Annotated in this window: 22 protein-coding genes and 1 tRNA gene; 18 read left to right on the top strand and 5 right to left on the bottom strand. The window is 56.0% G+C overall.

Translation table 11 applies throughout. The features are described from left to right. Positions 1 to 107 precede the first annotated feature (107 nt). Both P0120_06045 and P0120_06040 read right to left on the bottom strand, forming a co-directional pair. Positions 108 to 440 (bottom strand): DUF5615 family PIN-like protein, encoded by a 333-nt coding sequence (locus P0120_06045; protein ID MDF0673888.1) that lies wholly within the window; start codon positions 438 to 440, stop codon positions 108 to 110. Beyond that, positions 437 to 661 carry a DUF433 domain-containing protein gene (locus tag P0120_06040; GenBank protein ID MDF0673887.1) on the bottom strand — a complete coding sequence of 75 codons (225 nt, stop codon included), beginning with the start codon at positions 659 to 661 and terminating at the stop codon, positions 437 to 439. The genes P0120_06045 and P0120_06040 overlap by 4 nt, the downstream gene beginning before the upstream one ends. Positions 662 to 869: 208 nt before the next feature. On the opposite strand from P0120_06040, the gene P0120_06035 reads away from it, so the two are divergent. From P0120_06035 to P0120_06010, 6 genes are all read left to right on the top strand, one after another. Beyond that, positions 870 to 1367: a hypothetical protein gene (locus P0120_06035; protein ID MDF0673886.1), complete on the top strand. Its 498-nt coding sequence runs from the start codon at positions 870 to 872 to the stop codon at positions 1365 to 1367. A gap of 918 nt (positions 1368 to 2285) precedes the next feature. Then, positions 2286 to 2702, top strand: coding sequence for a hypothetical protein (locus tag P0120_06030; GenBank protein ID MDF0673885.1), 417 nt, complete (start codon positions 2286 to 2288; stop codon positions 2700 to 2702). A 300-nt stretch (positions 2703 to 3002) separates the two neighbouring features. Continuing rightward, positions 3003 to 3194 carry a hypothetical protein gene (locus P0120_06025; GenBank protein ID MDF0673884.1) on the top strand — a complete coding sequence of 64 codons (192 nt, stop codon included), beginning with the start codon at positions 3003 to 3005 and terminating at the stop codon, positions 3192 to 3194. Next, positions 3191 to 3526 (top strand): type II toxin-antitoxin system VapC family toxin, encoded by a 336-nt coding sequence (locus P0120_06020; protein MDF0673883.1) that lies wholly within the window; start codon positions 3191 to 3193, stop codon positions 3524 to 3526. Before P0120_06025 ends, P0120_06020 begins: the two co-directional genes overlap by 4 nt. A gap of 194 nt (positions 3527 to 3720) precedes the next feature. After that, on the top strand, positions 3721 to 3948 hold the full coding sequence (locus P0120_06015) for an AbrB/MazE/SpoVT family DNA-binding domain-containing protein (GenBank protein ID MDF0673882.1): 228 nt from the start codon (positions 3721 to 3723) through the stop codon (positions 3946 to 3948). Then, a complete protein-coding gene (locus tag P0120_06010) occupies positions 3938 to 4366 on the top strand; it encodes a type II toxin-antitoxin system VapC family toxin (GenBank protein MDF0673881.1) in 429 nt (142 codons plus the stop codon). Before P0120_06015 ends, P0120_06010 begins: the two co-directional genes overlap by 11 nt. An 88-nt stretch (positions 4367 to 4454) precedes the next feature. Here the strand turns inward: P0120_06010 and P0120_06005 are convergent, their stop codons facing one another. After that, positions 4455 to 4685, bottom strand: a complete 231-nt coding sequence (locus P0120_06005; protein MDF0673880.1) for a DUF1902 domain-containing protein — start codon at positions 4683 to 4685, stop codon at positions 4455 to 4457. Positions 4686 to 4773: 88 nt separating this feature from the next. Between P0120_06005 and P0120_06000 the strand changes: the two genes are divergently transcribed. Together P0120_06000 and P0120_05995 are read left to right on the top strand one after the other, a co-directional pair. Further along, the gene (locus tag P0120_06000) at positions 4774 to 6015 is read left to right on the top strand and encodes a TIGR02270 family protein (GenBank protein MDF0673879.1); all 1242 of its coding nucleotides are present in this window, start codon (positions 4774 to 4776) and stop codon (positions 6013 to 6015) included. 164 nt (positions 6016 to 6179) lie between these two features. Next, positions 6180 to 7415, top strand: coding sequence for a penicillin-binding protein activator (locus P0120_05995; GenBank protein ID MDF0673878.1), 1236 nt, complete (start codon positions 6180 to 6182; stop codon positions 7413 to 7415). 244 nt (positions 7416 to 7659) lie between these two features. Here P0120_05995 and P0120_05990 read toward each other — a convergent pair. Further along, positions 7660 to 7730 (bottom strand) — tRNA-Phe (locus P0120_05990). A gap of 308 nt (positions 7731 to 8038) precedes the next feature. On the opposite strand from P0120_05990, the gene P0120_05985 reads away from it, so the two are divergent. From P0120_05985 to P0120_05955, 7 genes are all read left to right on the top strand, one after another. Continuing rightward, a complete protein-coding gene (locus tag P0120_05985) occupies positions 8039 to 8602 on the top strand; it encodes an aminodeoxychorismate/anthranilate synthase component II (protein MDF0673877.1) in 564 nt (187 codons plus the stop codon). A 110-nt stretch (positions 8603 to 8712) separates the two neighbouring features. Beyond that, entirely contained in the window at positions 8713 to 9765 is a 1053-nt protein-coding gene (gene trpD / locus P0120_05980) for an anthranilate phosphoribosyltransferase (protein MDF0673876.1), read from the top strand. Between the two features lie 7 nt (positions 9766 to 9772). Beyond that, positions 9773 to 10600, top strand: coding sequence for an indole-3-glycerol phosphate synthase TrpC (trpC, locus tag P0120_05975; protein ID MDF0673875.1), 828 nt, complete (start codon positions 9773 to 9775; stop codon positions 10598 to 10600). 10 nt (positions 10601 to 10610) lie between these two features. Continuing rightward, the gene (locus tag P0120_05970) at positions 10611 to 11237 is read left to right on the top strand and encodes a phosphoribosylanthranilate isomerase (GenBank protein MDF0673874.1); all 627 of its coding nucleotides are present in this window, start codon (positions 10611 to 10613) and stop codon (positions 11235 to 11237) included. Between the two features lie 47 nt (positions 11238 to 11284). Next, positions 11285 to 12478 (top strand): tryptophan synthase subunit beta, encoded by a 1194-nt coding sequence (trpB, locus tag P0120_05965; GenBank protein ID MDF0673873.1) that lies wholly within the window; start codon positions 11285 to 11287, stop codon positions 12476 to 12478. Further along, complete coding sequence (trpA, locus tag P0120_05960) at positions 12475 to 13278, top strand: tryptophan synthase subunit alpha (GenBank protein ID MDF0673872.1); 804 nt, start codon at positions 12475 to 12477, stop codon at positions 13276 to 13278. Before trpB ends, trpA begins: the two co-directional genes overlap by 4 nt. 68 nt (positions 13279 to 13346) lie before the next feature. Continuing rightward, positions 13347 to 13616 carry a helix-turn-helix transcriptional regulator gene (locus P0120_05955; protein MDF0673871.1) on the top strand — a complete coding sequence of 90 codons (270 nt, stop codon included), beginning with the start codon at positions 13347 to 13349 and terminating at the stop codon, positions 13614 to 13616. Positions 13617 to 13927: 311 nt separating this feature from the next. Here P0120_05955 and P0120_05950 read toward each other — a convergent pair whose 3' ends face one another. Next, entirely contained in the window at positions 13928 to 14248 is a 321-nt protein-coding gene (locus P0120_05950; GenBank protein MDF0673870.1) for a hypothetical protein, read from the bottom strand. Positions 14249 to 14363: 115 nt separating this feature from the next. Here P0120_05950 and P0120_05945 point away from each other — a divergent pair, with 115 nt between their 5' ends. From P0120_05945 to P0120_05935, 3 genes are all read left to right on the top strand, one after another. After that, positions 14364 to 14600, top strand: a complete 237-nt coding sequence (locus tag P0120_05945) for a hypothetical protein (GenBank protein ID MDF0673869.1) — start codon at positions 14364 to 14366, stop codon at positions 14598 to 14600. Between the two features lie 672 nt (positions 14601 to 15272). Next, positions 15273 to 15779 (top strand): hypothetical protein, encoded by a 507-nt coding sequence (locus tag P0120_05940; GenBank protein ID MDF0673868.1) that lies wholly within the window; start codon positions 15273 to 15275, stop codon positions 15777 to 15779. 191 nt (positions 15780 to 15970) lie between these two features. Beyond that, on the top strand, positions 15971 to 17245 hold the full coding sequence (locus P0120_05935) for an ISNCY family transposase (protein ID MDF0673867.1): 1275 nt from the start codon (positions 15971 to 15973) through the stop codon (positions 17243 to 17245). The last annotated feature ends 67 nt before the right edge of the window (positions 17246 to 17312 follow it).

Below are 17312 nucleotides of genomic sequence, written 5' to 3'. Positions count from 1 at the left end.
TCCGCTGCACAGCGAGTCGTACGCATTGGACCGGTGGCGTCCACAGTTATTGGGATCCTTTTTAGGGTGACGAATCTACGCGTAGCAGCCGAAAGCGGGATGAGGGGCTAATAAAGCTCTATGAGCATTTCGCCTTTCTGAAGGTGTGTGAGTACGTGAGGAAATAGAGGTTGAAACCATTCGATGAGCGCTGCGTTGGAGCAGTTTCCGATTCGGACCCAGACCACGGGCGTTGTCGGCGTGGAGGCAAGCAAGAGGATGTTCTTAAAGTCCTCATCCTTTGTGATGATGGTCTGGGTATTGGCGACAGCATAATCCCAGATCGCCTGATCCGTTGCGAAGAGTATTCCTGCTTCTTCGACGTGAACGGCTCCATGACCGAGAGATATGATGAGCTGAGACAATGCTGGAGGGAGTTGAGCATCAATCAGGAAGTTCATCCGGCACGAAGCATGACGTGATCTGACTGGGCGGCGGCAAACTCTAGGGTTGCCTGAATATCTTCTTTCTCAAGATAGGGATAGTCATGCAGGATGGTCTCCGGTGCCACGCCCGCAGCAAGCAGGTCGAGGACGTCTTTCACTCGGATCCGCATGCCGCGAATACAGGGACGACCTCCACACTGCGCGGGATTGATCGTGATACGAGCAAGTAAACTCATCGCAGATATGTTAGCGCCGCCAGTTGGCCAAGATCAATGTTATTCACACAGTCGTAAGTGAGTGAACCTATGATTATCGCCGCGGAACAAACAAGGGGGTCGGGAATCATTGCTGGATGTCTGTATTCGCGCCATCCTCATCGATCAGTGAACGGCCCATTCTTTACGTGTGAGCGATCGTTCGAGATGGGCAGAAAGGAGTGGGGCCATGAATCCAAAGCGATTCTGTCTCGTCTTTCTGTATCTTATCGCCCTTGTGACAGTGGGGTGTGCGAGTCGCCCTGTCTTTCCCGAATCATCTTTCACAGGACAGGTCGTTCCGGTTGGAATAGGTAAGTATCTTACTCCACAGAAGATCACTGCCGGCCGATTCGACGAGGTGAGGTGGGTGAATATGAGCGGCGACCCGGTATACATCTGGTTTGTGGGATCGCTTAACACGGGGAATATCTTTTGCGCGAAAGGATTCGGGCCTGTGGCACTGGGGTTCGTCATGGTCGCGCGGGTGAAGGAAAATGAATATGCCAGTCTGTGCTTTTCCGCGCCAGGAAATTACGTCTATACCGTGACACGAACCACCGCAGAGGAGACCCAAGAAGGCGGGATTACCGGAACCGTCACAATCGAAGCGTCACGATTCTCGCGATTCCCTGACGCACAATCTGACAACGTGATTAGCAATGAGCTGCGAGGCTCAGTTAATTAAAAGACTCCGCAATGATGAATATGCTCGAAAGTTAGAATAAAAAAAGGGAGTCGGGAATCATTTGTGGGGCGGTCAATGAAGGGGATGGCAACATCGCAAACTTGGGAAGCGGCTGTAGTCGCGGTCAGTGGTAATTCACTCACTGCCGGTTTCGATGGCCAAAGGGGCGAGGTATGGGTGGGCAGAATCGAGGTCTGGCATGACTATTTGACTTATCACGAAGGAGAGGCGAGTGGGGCTAAGATCTTTCCAGCCGATTAGTGCAGTGGAGTTGGCAATGCGCCAGCCAGGCACGCCGCTCTTCAACACCCACTCGCCCGGCTTTCGGCAAATGCGACTTTTCGCATAGTTTGAATATGGTGGTGGGTGCGGCGGTCACGCTATGTCGAGCGAAGAAAAAGTGCCGATTGTCAGAAGCACGCAGACCGCAAAAGCTGCTGTGACTCTGCGTAACTCTAGGGTATGAAAGCAAGATCACGATCGATGCCCTCAGTTATGCTTCTGTTCTGTGTCGCGCTCTTCTTAGTAGGGTGTCACGGGACGAAGGACCGTTTGGCTTCCCTTCCAGCGGACTCTCCGGCTACTGAATCAACAAGGATGCTCCCGCAGGAATGGATTGAAAAAGTACGCTTGGCTGAGGAGATTGGGCGCCGGATTTTTATGGAGGATGTCATAGCAGCGAAGGGTGCTGATGTTGTTTCGAGAGATCCAACCATGCGCACTGACACACGGCGGCAAGGGTGGATTGTCGTACCCGATAATCGATGCGCCGTTGTCCGGTTCTTCGGAAAAACTTCAGACGAATATGTGAGCCTATACGACGTATGTTTCACGTGGGACTCAATGACCGGTCCGACATGGAAGAGTGAAGCAGCCAGGCACGACCCGCCTATACCCCTTCCGCCCTTCCAACAGAACATGGTTCGTGCCCGTCAGCTTGCCATTGAAGCGCTGACCGAAAGATGCTCGGATCGATACAATCCCGTGATGGTTCCCGGCAATGTTGCAGGTTTCAAAGGATGGGCGATCTATCTGCTTGCCGCGACCACGGAGCCGGAGGACATCATAGTTGGAGGGCACGTACGGGTCGATGTCTCGGAAGACGAGCTGAAGGTGCTGCAGGCGTCAAAACTATCCAAAAGTTGCTTGCAACTCAAAGCAACACGCGATACAGCGGGAATTGTGGTCACTGAACTCATCGCAGAAATGCCTACTGAGATACATGTCTATCTCAACCTGGTTTGGCAAAAGCCAATTTACGTCAGCGCGCGCGCAGGCCTATGGAAGGTAGAAGGGGGAAAAATCTTGTTCGTAAAGGATGGCAAGTCAGACTGACCGGGTTTCATAAGATCGTTGTAGGCACGGTTTAGACTCGATCGCAGACTGCGATCGCTGGGGGCGCTGGGGAAGCGGCTTTTCTGTGGTTTCTTCACTGTGGGTGCCTCTCGATCATGATCGAAGCGTGCATCAATGGTCTATCCTTGTCCTGAAGAATCAATGTCGGGTCGAAGGTTGTGGGCGTCGAAAATGTGGCATCATTTGAGTCGAGAGGGTGCTATGCCGCAAGTCGGTGTGCGGGAGTTGAAAAATCAGCTGAGCCGTTACTTAAAGCTTGTCTAAGCCGGCGAGGAGATCATGGTGACAGAGCGTGGGCGATTCGTGGCACGTATTGTTCCAGCCAGGACCTCGAACCTCAAGCGGGCATTAGAGCCTTTGCTGCGTGAGGGAGCTGTGCGTTGGGGTGGAGGAAAACCGCGTGGGGCAATCAGGCGGCCCGTGATCCGCGAGCGGACGTTATCTGAGATGGTGATTGAAGATCGCCGATGATGCTCTATTTGGACACGAGCGCGTTGGTCAAGCTCTATGTGAACGAACCGATGTCACGAGAACTCGCAGCGGCTATGGATGAGGCAGAAGCTGTCGCGACATCGCTGCTTGCTTATGTCGAATCGCGAGCCACATTTGCTCGCATTCGCCGGGAGGCTCGGCTATCGGCTCAGGCGTATCGTCGCATCGTGGATGCTTTTGTTGAGGATTGGACGCGGTATATCTCGATAGAAGTCACGGACCGGATCGTCAAGGACGCAGGGGACTTGGCGGCTCATCGTGGGTTGCGTGGATACGTGGATACGATGCGTTGCATTTGGCTTCAGCATTGAGTTTGCGTGAGTGGGTGTCCTCAACCGTGACGTTCTTGGCATTTGACCGACAGTCGCTTGCGGCTGCGAAACGGGAAACGCTTCGCGTTCATCCTCTCGGAGCATGAAGGCCATGTCAAGCAAGTGGCCTTGAACGACGGGCATCCTTTGTATTACTCTTACTTCTTAAAAGTAATACACGAGGAGGTATCCGCATGCGAGTCACCACCAAGGGACAAGTGACGATTCCAAGGAAGGTTCGCGAGGAGCTTGGGATCAACCCTCATTCAGAAGTCGAGTTTGTGAAGCAGAAGGATGGCAGCTATCGGCTCATCAAGCGCAATGGATCGGCTTCCAGGTCCTCACGCGTTGCCGCGCTTCGCGGAACTGCGACGGTGAAAATGACGACCGAGGAAATTATGGCGTTGACCCGTGGCCGATGAAGGGGTGTTGGTTGATGCGAATGTCATCCTGGATGTATTCGGGAACGATCCAACCTGGGCGGACTGGTCGCAAGGCGTGCTCGAGCAGTGTGCACAAGAAGGACCGCTGTTTATCAACCCGATCATCTACGCCGAGGTGTCGATCGGATTCGAGCGCATTGAAGAACTCGAAGCCGCGCTTGGTGCGGCGGGCTTCCGCATGCTGGCGATTCCGAAGGAGGCCTTGTTTCTGGCTGGAAAAGTCTTTCTGCGGTACCGGCGACAAGGTGGAAAGAAAGTGGCGCCGTTGCCGGATTTCTTCATCGGCGGGCACGCAGTGGTGGCGGACCTTCCACTGCTCACCCGGGACGCCAGACGGTTTCGTGCCTATTTTCCGCGTCTCAAGCTGATCGCCCCGCGGACTCAGCCGAGCCACTAGAGACAGATTGGAACAAGTCTTTGCGCGAAACACATAGGCAAGCGTTGTCAGACGATTTCCCGATACTTAAACCCAGGAAGTCGCCCTATTAGGCATTCACAATGAGGGGATAATCGAATTCATCACGTGCGGGAGGGAGTGGGAGTTCTCCTTCGCGTTCCTGTTTTGCCTCCAGAAGCTTTTTGGCGACATCACGGGCGATCTCGATGGTTTCTTGGATCGTACGGCCTTGCACCATGAGACCCTGTATTGCGTCCGAGGTCGCAAGGTAGAGGCCCTCGGGGAGTTTTTCAATATGGAGGTTGACGATGCGCTCCATGTGAGCCCCTTTTGCAAATGAGATCAATGATCTTTTAAATGGTAAGTGCGATCAGGCTGGATGCGACAGTCGTAAGTCGAGAGAACCTATGATTATCACCGAGATTGTTTCCCAACATGCCGAAGAAGCGGCCTTTCTCTGGTTGCTCCGGTCGAATGCGATCCGTCAACCGCACTATCCGTTGAAGGATCTGGCGAAGCTGGATGACCGCGTTGAGGCACATCTGGACGGGTTGCGGGTGGCCGGGGAAGCTGGATGGGAGTTCTGCAAGGCCGCTTTGGCGAACGAAGAGGCTGGTGAAGTGTTTGCCGCCTCCGTCATGGCGTTCGAATCCGGAGTTGAGGCGCGCATTCAGGCGGTGCTTGATGCTGTGACGGCTAAACCGGAACTCGTCACTGGTATGATCTCCGCGCTTGGGTGGCTTCCCTTCGAGCAGGCTTCCCCGCACATTCAGCGGTTCCTTACGTCGCAGGTGCATCTTCATCGACAGGTCGGCATTGCTGGTTGTGCCGTCCACCGCGTTGATCCTAAGCAAGCCTTGACGCAAGCCGTTACGTCTCGAAATCTCGTCTTGTGCGCACGTGCGTTGAAAGCCGTTGGTGAGTTGGGACGCAAGGATTTGCTCGGTGCTGTGAAGGAAAACTTCAAGGCCGAGGATGAAACAGTGCGATATTGGGCAGCCTGGTCCGGTGCCTTGCTTGGAGAGCCAGCGGCCATTCCTGTGTTGCGTCAGTTTGTGAAAAGCGGGCCCCCCAAACGCGAGCAGGCTTGTGCAATGGCGCTAAGACAGATGTCTACAGAGCTAGGTCAGACCTGGCTGAAGGTGCTCGCCAGCGATCCGGCGACGCTTCGCTTTGCCGTGCAAGCAGCCGGAGTGATGGGTGATCCAGCCAACATTCCCTGGCTCATTCAACAGATGGCAAATCCGAATATGGCCCGGGTGGCAGGAGAATCCTTCACCTTCATCACCGGAATCGATCTCGCTTATGAAGACTTGGATACAGACAAGCCGGAAGGCTTTGAAGCTGGGCCAACAGAAGACCCGGAAGATGAGAATGTAGCGATGGATGCCGACGAAGATTTGCCCTGGTCCGATCCTCAATTGATTGAGAAGTGGTGGAGCCAAAACAAGAGTCGCTTCACAAACGGGACGCGTTATCTCTGCGGTCAACCGATGGCCATTGAGTCATTGAATCACGTGCTCCGGATCGGCAAACAACGTCAACGTGTCGCTGCGGCCCTTGAACTCGCTATGCGCTGGCCCGGCACCCCTCTGTTCAACACCAGCGCCCCCGGCTTCCGACAGACGGCGTTGCTTCAAAGGCGGTAACGTCGCCGTGACTTGTTCTATGGTTCCTTCCCGCATGTGCGGTGCTGTTCTCAGATTTAGGATAGCACTCGATGTTTCGCTCATGTTTCAGTCGACCATGCCCTTGTTCAAGAGATAGCAATGATACCAAAGCTAACGAAGCAGTGCGTCCCAAGATGTTTCGCATGGACGGCCGCTTCTGCTGTCTTCTAACCCTCCTGCTTCTCATCACGTCCTGCCAGGCTCCATCGAGCCAGAAGCAAGGCCCATCTGTCTCTCCTACCGTGCCTTTGTTCAGGATCGGCGCGCTGCTTCCTCTGTCCGGCCCGATGGCTCCGCATGGACAAGAGGTCCTGCGCGGGATTCAACTTGCGATCGATCGGCACAACCGCGAGACTGGGAAGGTGGTGGTCCAGCTTGCCCTCCATGATACGGCACACGGCGCTACACCAATCGAGAAGCAGTTGAGCGCACTGCTGCATGACTCGCACCCGCTGGCCGTGATCGGCCCGCTCCTGTCCCTGCAGGTGGAAGCCGTCGCCAAGGTGGCCGATGATGAAAAGGTGCCCCTCATCACCCCCATTGCCACCCTGCCTAACGTGCGGCAGCTCAGTCCCTATGTGTTCAGCACGGCTTTGACCTATCGGCTTCAGGCCGAGCAGCTCGCGGCCTATGCGATGGGTCGACTCGGCTACCGCCGATTCGCCGTCATGCACCCGGACAATAGCTACGGTCGCCAACTGGCTCATTTCTTTGTTGAGGAAGCGAAGCGCCAAGGAGGCGAGGTGATCGACGTGGAATCCTATCAGGAGCAGGAAACCGACTTTGCGAAGCAGATCGCTCGCTTGAAATCCGCCTACTGGCGTCGCATTCAACAGGATCGTCAAACGAACCGCGGGAAAGCATCCGACAGTCGCCAGGACGGGAAGGGGCAGCACACCCTATCCTCCCATCGCTCCCTTGACGCGATCTATTTGCCGGGATCATTTCTGCAAGCCGTCCTCATCGCCACACAACTGCGCTTCCACGACCTGAAGGTGCGGCTCCTCGGAAGCAGCGCTTGGCACAGCTCGGACCTGGCACACTTTCCCGACAAAGCGATTCAGGGAGGCCTGTTCGTCGATAGTTTTTTCGCAGAGAGCCAGGCTCCCTCCGCGCGAAAGTTTGTCGAGGCCTATCGGCAGCGCTTCGGTACCGAGTCGACTCCGTTTGCTGCCCAAGCCTATGAGGCGGCCGAGGTGATCCTTACGGGTATTCGCGGAGGTGCTGCGTCCGGCAAGCAACTCCGTGCCTATCTCGAGCAGGCCGATGCGCTCCCATCCTTTCTCGGCCCCACGTCCTTTGATCGCCACGGTGTCCTCGCTCGCAAGCTGTTGGTCTTCCAAGTGGGTCAGAATGGGCAACTGCTCGAATCGAAATAAAGCGTTGGATAACCATTTGGCCAAAAAGGACGCTGAAGAATGCTGAAAACAGGGGGAGGGGAAGAATGGCGTGAGGCGGCTATTGTCTAGCAGGTTGCGGAAAAACTCGATATGTGTGCTTCGACAAGCTCAGCACGAACGGAAAACCTCAATAAATTCAATGGCCGCTCCGTTCGTCCTGAGGCTCTCGAAGGATGAACGGAGGGTTTTTCCGCAGCCTGCCAGTACTGTTTTGAAGGGAATGTGGTGTCGAGGGACAGAATCGAACTGTCGACACCAGCCTTTTCAGAGCTGTACTCCGCAAATTGAAGCAACGCCGATACGGTGATAGTTCTCAGAGGACTGACCAGTAGGTGGATGTCCACCGATTGTCCACGGAACGGTCGCAGGTGGACGGTTTGATCGATTCCAATCGGGTGTCCGCAAACCAAGACTTGAGAGAGGCAAGGTGGGATTGCCGCATCCAGTGGGTCGACCGACACGACCAGCCGAGTGAGCAAAGTGGAGCCCCGACAGGAATGGAACGCGTGCCCCGCAGTTTAGCAACCTTGCCGTGTCATAGCACTGGAGCGGGCACTGCATTTCTGCTATCGTGCTACAGTTATGGGGTAGGTTAGCCAATTATGCTGCTCGTCATCGATAACTACGACTCCTTCACCTACAACCTTGTCCAGTATCTCGGAGAATTAGGCGAGGATGTGCAAGTCTACCGAAACGACAAGATTACGCTCGACCAGATCGAGGAGCTGCATCCGAGCCGTCTCGTGATTTCACCGGGACCGTGCACGCCCAAAGAAGCCGGTATTTCAGTCGATGCGATCCGTCGGTTTGGAGGAAAGCTGCCCATTCTCGGCGTCTGTTTGGGCCATCAGTCGATGGCCGTTGCCTTCGGAGGAGAGGTCATCCGTGCCCCCCGCTTGATGCATGGAAAGACGTCGCAGATCAAGCACGACGGCAAGACCATCTTCCAATCGTTACCCAATCCATTTGAAGCGACGCGCTATCATTCTCTCATCGTGAATCGGGTCAATCTTCCGGATTGCTGTGAAATTTCCGCCGAGACCGCCGAGGGTGAGATCATGGGGCTCCGCCATAAAACACTTGCTGTGGAAGGGGTCCAATTCCATCCCGAATCGATTCTGACGACCGTCGGAAAAGATTTACTCCGCAACTTCTTAAAACTCTAACAGAATGCTGAAAAAGTCCGCCAGCGGCGTTCTCGCCTCGCTCAGAGGCTCAACGTACCGAAGGGTACGCCTCACCGCCTCACTCGCTGCGGCCTTGCCGGACGGCCTTTTTGAGCATTCTGCAAGAGGTCTACTTTGCTGAGAGCCTCATGATCAAAGACGCGCTTGCCAAATTGGCCGACCGAACCGACCTTTCTGCCCGAGAGGCCGAGACGGTCATGCTGGAAATCATGGATGGGGCTGCAACCTCGGCTCAGATGGCCGCCTATCTCATGGGACTCAGGCAAAAAGGTGAAACAGTCGCTGAAGTCGTCGGTTCGGTCAACGCCATGCGATCACGAGCGACCCGAATCAGGGTCGGGTCGTCGATCGTTGTCGATACCTGCGGAACGGGCGGGGATGGGGCCGAGACGTTTAATATCTCCACGACCGCGGCATTCGTGGTCGCAGGGGCCGGCATTACCGTGGCTAAACACGGCAATCGCTCCGTTTCGTCTCGATCCGGCAGCGCGGATGTTCTGAGCATGCTCGGCGTGAAGATCGACCTCGAGCCGGGCCGCGTGGCCGATTGTATCGACGAAGTCGGTATCGGGTTTTTGTTTGCGCCGCTCTATCACGGTGCCATGAAACAGTGTGCCGGGGTCCGACAGGAGATGGGAATCAGGACCCTTCTGAATGTGCTTGGCCCGCTGGCGAATCCGGCAGGCGCCATGCATCAAGTGCTGGGAGTCTATGATGCGAAATGGACGGATATCCTCGGGCGTGTTCTCTTGGAACTAGGCTCGCAACATTGCTTCGTGATTCACGGTCTGGATGGACTGGATGAGGTCACCTTGTCGGATCGGACGAAAGTTTCCGAGGGTAAAGGTGGTGTCGTATCAGGCTATTTTATCGCGCCGGAGGAGTTCGAGATCCGGCGTACGGCGCGAAAAGAATTCGTCGGCGGCTCGCCGGAGGAAAACGCACGGATGACGAAGGAAGTTCTCCAGGGCCGGAAGGGGCCGAGACGGGACATCGTGTGTTTGAATGCCGCGCCCGCGATGGTCGTCGGCCAAAAAGCGAAAACTCTCAAGGATGGATTCCGTCTTGCGCAGCAGACGATCGACTCGGGTGCCGGAGCAGAGAAGCTGGATCGGCTCATTGCCTTTACCAAGAAAGCATGACTGACTCATGATTCTCGATCGCATCCTTGAGCACAAGCGAGCTGAACTCAGACACAAACAGAGCCGTTCCTATCTGGCCGAACTCAAGGCGAAGATCCGGGATGCCCCGCCGGCTCTTGGGTTTGCCGTCACCTTGAATGCAACAAAGCCCCCCACCAGTCCGGCCTTGATCGCGGAAATCAAGAAAGCGTCGCCGAGCCTTGGGCTTTTGCGAGAGGAGTTTTCGGAACAGTTCGATTATCTAGGGCTTGCCCGTACATACCATGAGCAGGGCGCGTCGGCCGTTTCCGTCTTGACCGACCAGGAATTCTTCCAAGGCGACCTTCCGTACCTTGAAGAGATCAAGCGCGCACTCCCGATCCCGGCGCTCAATAAGGAATTCATGGTCGGTGACGTGCAGTTCTATGAAGCACGAGCCCACGGAGCCGATGCCGTGTTGCTGATTGTGGCGGCGTTGGAGCGTCGACAACTGATGGACTTCCATGCGTTGGCCACCGAACTCGGCATGGACAGCCTGTTCGAAACCCATCATGAACGGGAGTTGGACACGGTCCTGGAGTGGATTCCCACTGCGAGGATGATCGGGATCAACAATCGGGATCTGAACACGTTCACGACCGACCTCAATGTGACCTTCCGGTTGGCGAAAAGAATTCCTTCCGACAAGCTGATCATCAGTGAAAGCGGAATTCACGATCGCGATGCCGTGACAAAACTGACCGAAGCCGGCGTGCACGCCATGTTGATCGGAGAGTCGCTCATTCGCGCCGAGCACACAGCGGACAAAATCCGAGAGTTACTCGGCCTTGCTGCACGCGGGGAGGGGGTCGCCTAAATCGTTCGGCATGAAGATCAAGATCTGCGGCATTACCAATGGAGAAGACGCGAACGTTGCGGTAAGGGCCGGCGCGGATGCCTTGGGTTTTGTCATGTACCGCAAAAGCCCACGTTGGGTAGAGCCGGCGGTGGCGAGAGCTATAATAGCCGGTCTTCCGCCTTTTGTGCTGTCGGTCGGGGTGTTCGTCAATGAAGAGGCGGAGAGGGTTCGAGCACTCATGGATGAATGTGGCTTTGTCTTGGCTCAACTCCATGGAGATGAATCAGCTCTGTATTGTCAGAACCTGGGCCGCCCGGTTCTCAAAGCTATTCGGCTGAAGGACCGCGGTACCTTTCTCGCCTTGGCTGAATTCCAAGGGCGTGCGAACGTGCGGGGGGTTCTCATCGATGCCTTTTCAGACCAGGCATATGGAGGCACGGGACAAACGGTCGATTGGACGTTAGCCGAGGAAGCGGCTCGATCTGCTCCAGTTATTCTGGCTGGTGGTTTGAATCCGGCAAACGTGGCAGAAGCGATCCGAGTGGTGCGCCCCTATGGAGTCGATGTCAGCAGTGGAGTGGAACAGAGTCCGGGCAGGAAGGATCACCATAAGCTTAAGGCCTTTATGGAAGCGGCCAGACTTGTGTCCGTCTGATCGCCATCGCTATACTCACGAAGATCCATTGCGGAGAGGTTGATTAGATGCCGATGCTTCCAGACAGTCATGGCCGATTCGGGTCCTATGGTGGCCGGTATGTACCAGAGACCCTCATGCCGGCGCTTTTGGAGTTGGAAGAAGCGTATGCCAAGGCAAAAAGAGACCGCCGATTTCAAACGGATCTCGCCTACTACCTCAAACAATATGTAGGACGGCCCACGAGTTTGTATCGTGCCGATCGGCTGACCAAGAAGTTGGGTGGCGCCAAGATCTATCTGAAGCGGGAAGACCTTTGCCATACCGGTGCGCACAAGATCAACAACGCAATCGGGCAAGTTCTGCTTGCCCTCCGTATGAAGAAGAAACGGATCATTGCCGAGACGGGAGCTGGTCAGCACGGTGTTGCCACTGCCACGGCAGCTGCGATGTTTGGCCTGGAATGCGAAATCTACATGGGTACGGAAGATATGCAGCGGCAGGCGCTGAATGTCTTTCGCATGCGTCTGTTGGGTGCGACGGTAACCGGCGTCGATGCCGGCAGCCGCACCCTAAAGGATGCCATCAGCGAGGCCATGCGCGACTGGACGACCAACGTGCAAACCACGCACTATGTGCTGGGATCGGTCCTGGGAGCCCATCCCTATCCCATGATGATCCGTGATTTTCAGGCCATCATCGGACGGGAAGCTCGGAAACAAATTCTTTCTGTTGAGAAGCGATTACCGGATTATCTCGTGGCCTGTGTCGGGGGAGGAAGCAATTCGATCGGTCTTTTCCATGCATTCCTCCGCGATCCCAAGGTCAAGATGATCGGCGTGGAAGCCGGAGGTCTTGGGGTTGAGAGTGGAAAACATGCGGCTCGATTTTCAGGCGGCAAGCCAGGTGTCTTGCAAGGCACCATGACCTACCTGCTTCAGGATGAAAACGGACAGATCAACCTGACTCATTCGGTGTCGGCCGGTCTGGATTACGCGGCTGTGGGTCCGGAACATAGTCTCTACCATGATCAAGGCCGCATCGACTACACCTATGCGACAGACAGCGAGGCGCTGGCGGCTTTTGATATCCTCGCACGTGAAGAAGGCATCGTTCCCGCGCTCGAGAGTGCCCATGCGATTGCGCACGTCGTCAAGCTGGCGCCCAAGCTCAAGAAATCGCAGCTCATCATCGCCAACCTTTCTGGTCGTGGTGACAAGGATGTGCAACAAGTGGCAAGAGTGCGAGGCGTGTCATTGTGAGCGGACGACTGGAAACCACCTTCGAAGGCCTGCGTAAGAATAGACAGAAGGCCCTCATTGCCTACCTGATGGCGGGAGATCCCGGGCTGGCTGAAACAGAACAACTGGTGTTGGCGTTGGAACAGGCGGGCGCCGATATCATCGAGTTGGGTGTGCCCTTCTCGGATCCCATCGCGGACGGACCGGTGATTCAGCAGGCTGCGGAGCGGGCGTTGCGGAACGGCACGTCTCTCCGGAAAATCCTGGCTTCCATCACATCGCTGAGGCAGCGGACGAATATCCCGATCATCCTGATGCTGTACTACAATTCCATCCACGCCATGGGCTGTGAAGAATTTTGCCACGCTGCGAAGGCCGCTGGAGTGGATGGGTTGATCGTGCCCGATATGCCGCCGGACGAAGCGGGGCCGCTCAAGGCGCCGGCGGATGCAGCCGGACTCTCGCTGATCTTCCTGCTCGCGCCGACCAGCACGACTGATCGGCGAAAACTTGTGACGAAAGAGTCGCACGGATTTGTCTACTATGTCTCACTGACGGGCATCACTGGAGCGAAACTCAGCAACGTTGAGGATGTCCAGCACAATGTTGCAAAGCTGAAGAAAGTCTCCGCTACCCCTGTCGCCGTGGGGTTTGGCGTGGCGACTCCTGAAGATGCAGCGAGGGTGTCAAAGGTGGCGGATGGAGTGATTGTCGGCAGCGCCATCGTGAAACGCATCGCGTCTCACCAGCAGGATCCTGCGATGATCGGACACGTCGCCGAGTTTGTGCGATCGCTCAAGGCCGCGATGGTGCCGGCCTAACCAGCCGCTCGGCCACATACGTGGTCAAGTGATAATCATGGACCTGACGCGCACGATTATCGGAGGCAATGATGAGACGCAAGGACATTCATCCGGCAAAAACACGGGTGACCGTGTCGGTGGGAGAATCCGTTCGGATTATCCGTGAACTTCAGGGGCTCACGCAGAGCGAGTTAGCTCGAAGGACGAAGATTCCTCAGTCCACCATCTCAGCCATTGAAACCGACACGATCAATTTGGGCGTCGAGCGGGCCAAAACCTTGGCGCGTGTCCTGCAATGCCACCCCGCTGTCCTGGTATTTCCCGGCTGGGACGTGACCAAACAATCCGCTGCCTAACTTCTGCGCAGCGCTGCGGTCTCAATCCGCCATTCACGGACATACTGTGGCTGCTCCCTTCGCAGGGCAACGGGACACCATCATGTGCGAGAATGGCTGACGGGGTGATCGTCAGCAGCGCCATCGTCAAACGCATCGCATCCCACCAACAGGATCCCGCCATGATCCGGCGCGTCGCCAGTTCGTTCGATGCCTCAAAACCGCAATGGCGCCGGCCTAGCTAGCCACCACGGGTAGACTCTCCGATCCAAAGGGAGGGAAGCTGGGACGGTCACGACGAACCGCCTGAGTGGTCGTGGGATCAATCAGTTTCACGCAGAGACGGATGCACAATACAAGATCTGACCCTGAGTTCGACTCTTGCTCGATTCACCCCGCCGCTCGCGCAACGCAGTGTCCTCTCGGGATGGAAACGGAATCCGATTGCGCGGGTTGAGCGCCGAATCCTCCTGGATTGACGAACGGCTCTCCATTGGTATACTTTCTATACCAGAATGGATTTCGAGTTCGATGCCGCGAAGAGCAAGGCGAACCATGAGAAACATGAGATCGATTTTGTCGAGGCGCAACAATTGTGGGAAGATGAGGACCGGCTCGAAATCCCAGCGAGAACAGAAGACGAACCCCGGCATGTGCTCATTGCGGCCCTCGACCAAAAGCTGTGGTCTGCCTTTTTCACCTATCGGAAGGGATGCATCCGGTTGATTTCGGTGCGAAGAGCCAGAAAGGAAGAAAGAGAACTCTACTATGAAAGCAAAGAATCTCGAGAAGATGTTTGATGAAGGAAAAGACGTGACGCCTCATCTTGCTCTCTCCAAGGCGCGCCGTCCTGGGCATGAACAGAGACGCGTGAACGTCGATTTTCCCAGTTGGATCATCGAATCACTGGATGCACAAGCAAGTCGCCTTGGCGTCACGAGGCAATCGGTGATCAAGCTGTGGATCGCCGAGCGATTGAAGGAAGAACAGAAGAAGGCAAGTTGACCCCTGCCAGGACAAACTTCTGGCGAGCATCAGCTTGGCGTCTTCTTGCAGGTCAAACGGATATGCACAACACAAGATCTAATTAAATGAAAACGGCTGCACCGTCGAGGCTGAGGTAGAATGCGGTCTCGATGGACCATGGAGCGAATGCTCCAGCAGTGCTCACTCCCGCGGACGGGAGGGCACAACCCTCAACCAGGAGGTGCAGCCGTGAGCCAGTATATCGGGATTGATCTTCACAAATCCAAGTCCTTTGTGACCCGCCTCACGAGCCGGAGGGAGGCCCAGAGATTTGATTGCGCGACCGGGTCCCATTTTATCCTGGGCCGTGAGCCCGTATAGGTGACTGACGCATCGTCCACTGAGACGCGCAGAGATCTGGATCGCAGACGGTCAGGTTCGCCCCTTGACAGCCATTTTCATAGGTGACCCCAACCCCCCCAACTCAATTTCTGAACGGGATATGAACCCATTCACGAAAAGATATTAGCCGATCGGCATAAGAACTTGTCATACATGGTCGATAGGTCGTAACCTATTGCAATGTTAATGATACAATTCCTATTTCCAGAACATTCGCTGGCGTGTTAGACGGACCGAAATAAACAGGTTCCGCTCTTATGCGGATCGCCTAAACATAGTTAGGCAACCAATAAGAAGGATGGAGCAGCTATGAAGGACGAGTATTGGGCCACCTTTTCAATCTACGACCACAGAAAGCCCCTCTACCGTCAAGCGCTCGTTTTCTTTGATCGAATCATCGTTCCTATTCCCACGCGGCCCTTCAAGAGCATTACAGAAGAGGAGATTGAGCAGCTCAGTACTGAGGTTGATTTTTTAAAAAAGAGAGGTGTGGCGGACAAAGTGGACTGGGATCCGGACGAGTTCGAGTTATGGCGCGACCGGACCAATGGTCCGGAAGCTGGCCATGCCGAAGCGTTGGCAAGACGCTTGGTGAATGCCCCACCTTTTCTGACCAGACTTCAGTTGAAGGAGAAGACCGACGAAAGCGTCGCAAGATTGCGTCCGCAAGGCGTTCTGTCAGTGACTACGGTCCCGGTCTATGGAACCAAACAAGCGTACAAAGTTTCAACAGATCAACTCAAAGGACACATCACTGAGCGAGTGACTCTAGTGAACACATTATGGGGTCAGATCTTGTCTTGTGCCTCTCGATGAGCTACACTCCGCCCCATGGTCCGCCCACTACGCATCGAATGTCCTGGCGCGAGAGCGAGAAGGAGATACCTGAGGAAACCAACGCTTGGAGATTCGCAGGATCTGTAATCCCAAAATGATAATGTCCGGTTTCACCAAAGTAGAAATGTCCTCTTCGTTGATAGACTGCCCGTTCTTCAAAGGAGGACGGGATGGTGGGAGAGGACAGGGTGATGATGAGTGCCAAGGAGTTGCGGCGGATCCATGTGATTCGCCAGGTGCGGGACAAGCGGATCACACAACAGGAGGCGGGCACCATGTTGCGGCTGACGGAGCGTCAGATCCGGCGCCTTCTTGGGCGGGTAAAGGAGGAGGGCGACCAGGGACGTGTCCATCGGGGACGGGGGAAGCCGTCGAATCGGCGCATCGCGGAGCCGGTCAAGGCGAAGATGCTGCGGCTGTATGAGACACGCTATGGAGACTTTGGGCCGACGTTGGCGGCGGAGAAGTTGACGGAGCGGCACCGACTCGAGGTCAGCGACGAGACTCTGCGGCGCTGGTTGCGGGAGCGGGGGATTGATCATTTCGCACGCCGGAAGCGACCGCATCGCGCGTGGCGTGCGCGCAAGGCGCATGTCGGGGAACTGGTGCAACTGGATGGGTCCCATCATGATTGGTTGGAGGGGCGCGGCCCGTGGGGTGTCCTGATGGCCTACATCGACGATGCGAGCAGTCGCGTCTTTGCTCGGTTCTATGAGTACGAGGGCACGATCCCGGCGATGGACAGCTTCCAGCGCTACATTCGGCACCAGGGGATTCCGCTGGCCATCTATGCGGACAAGCATACGACCTACCAGTCGCCAGCTGAGCCCACGGTGGCGGAGCAGCTGGCCGGGGAGGCACCCCAGAGTCAGTTCGGACGGGCACTGGATGAGCTGGGGGTTGAGCTGATCGCGGCGCACTCCCCACAGGCCAAGGGGCGGGTGGAGCGGCTGTTTAAGACGTTCCAGGATCGACTGGTCAAGGAGTTGCGCCTCGCACGGATTGGGACCTTCGAGGCGGCGAACCGATTCCTGGAGGGCTATCTGCCGGTCTACAACCGCCGGTTCGCGGTGCGGCCGGCGCACGCAGTCAATCTGCATCGGCCGAAGCCGACGGCCCAGGTGCTGGAGCGAAGCCTGTGTATCAAGACATCCCGGTGTCTGCGGAAGGACTTCACCATTGCTCATGAAGGGCGGCTCTATCAGGTTCACGACAATCTCCGCGCCACTCGTGTGGTGGTCGAAGAACATGTGGATGGGACGATGCGGCTCACGCACCACGGACGGGCGCTCGCCTTTCACGCGATCGCGGCGCGACCTGTGTCGGCGGCAGCGGTCACGGCGGTGTCCCGATCGCAGCGCCCGATCAAACCGCCGGCGGATCATCCATGGCGCAAGCGATGGCGGCAGGAACGAGGACACCACCCGGCGGCGGCCGGAACATAAACCGGACATTTCTACTTTGGGAGAAAGCGGACATTTCTATTTGGGCTTGACAGGAGATTCGCAGGAT

Origin of the sequence: Nitrospira sp., assembly GCA_029194675.1 — a bacterium.
In the GTDB taxonomy this organism is placed as follows: Bacteria; Nitrospirota; Nitrospiria; order Nitrospirales; family Nitrospiraceae; genus Nitrospira_D.
Note: the sequence above shows the minus strand (reverse complement) of the source record. Positions and strands in the feature narration are given on the sequence as shown.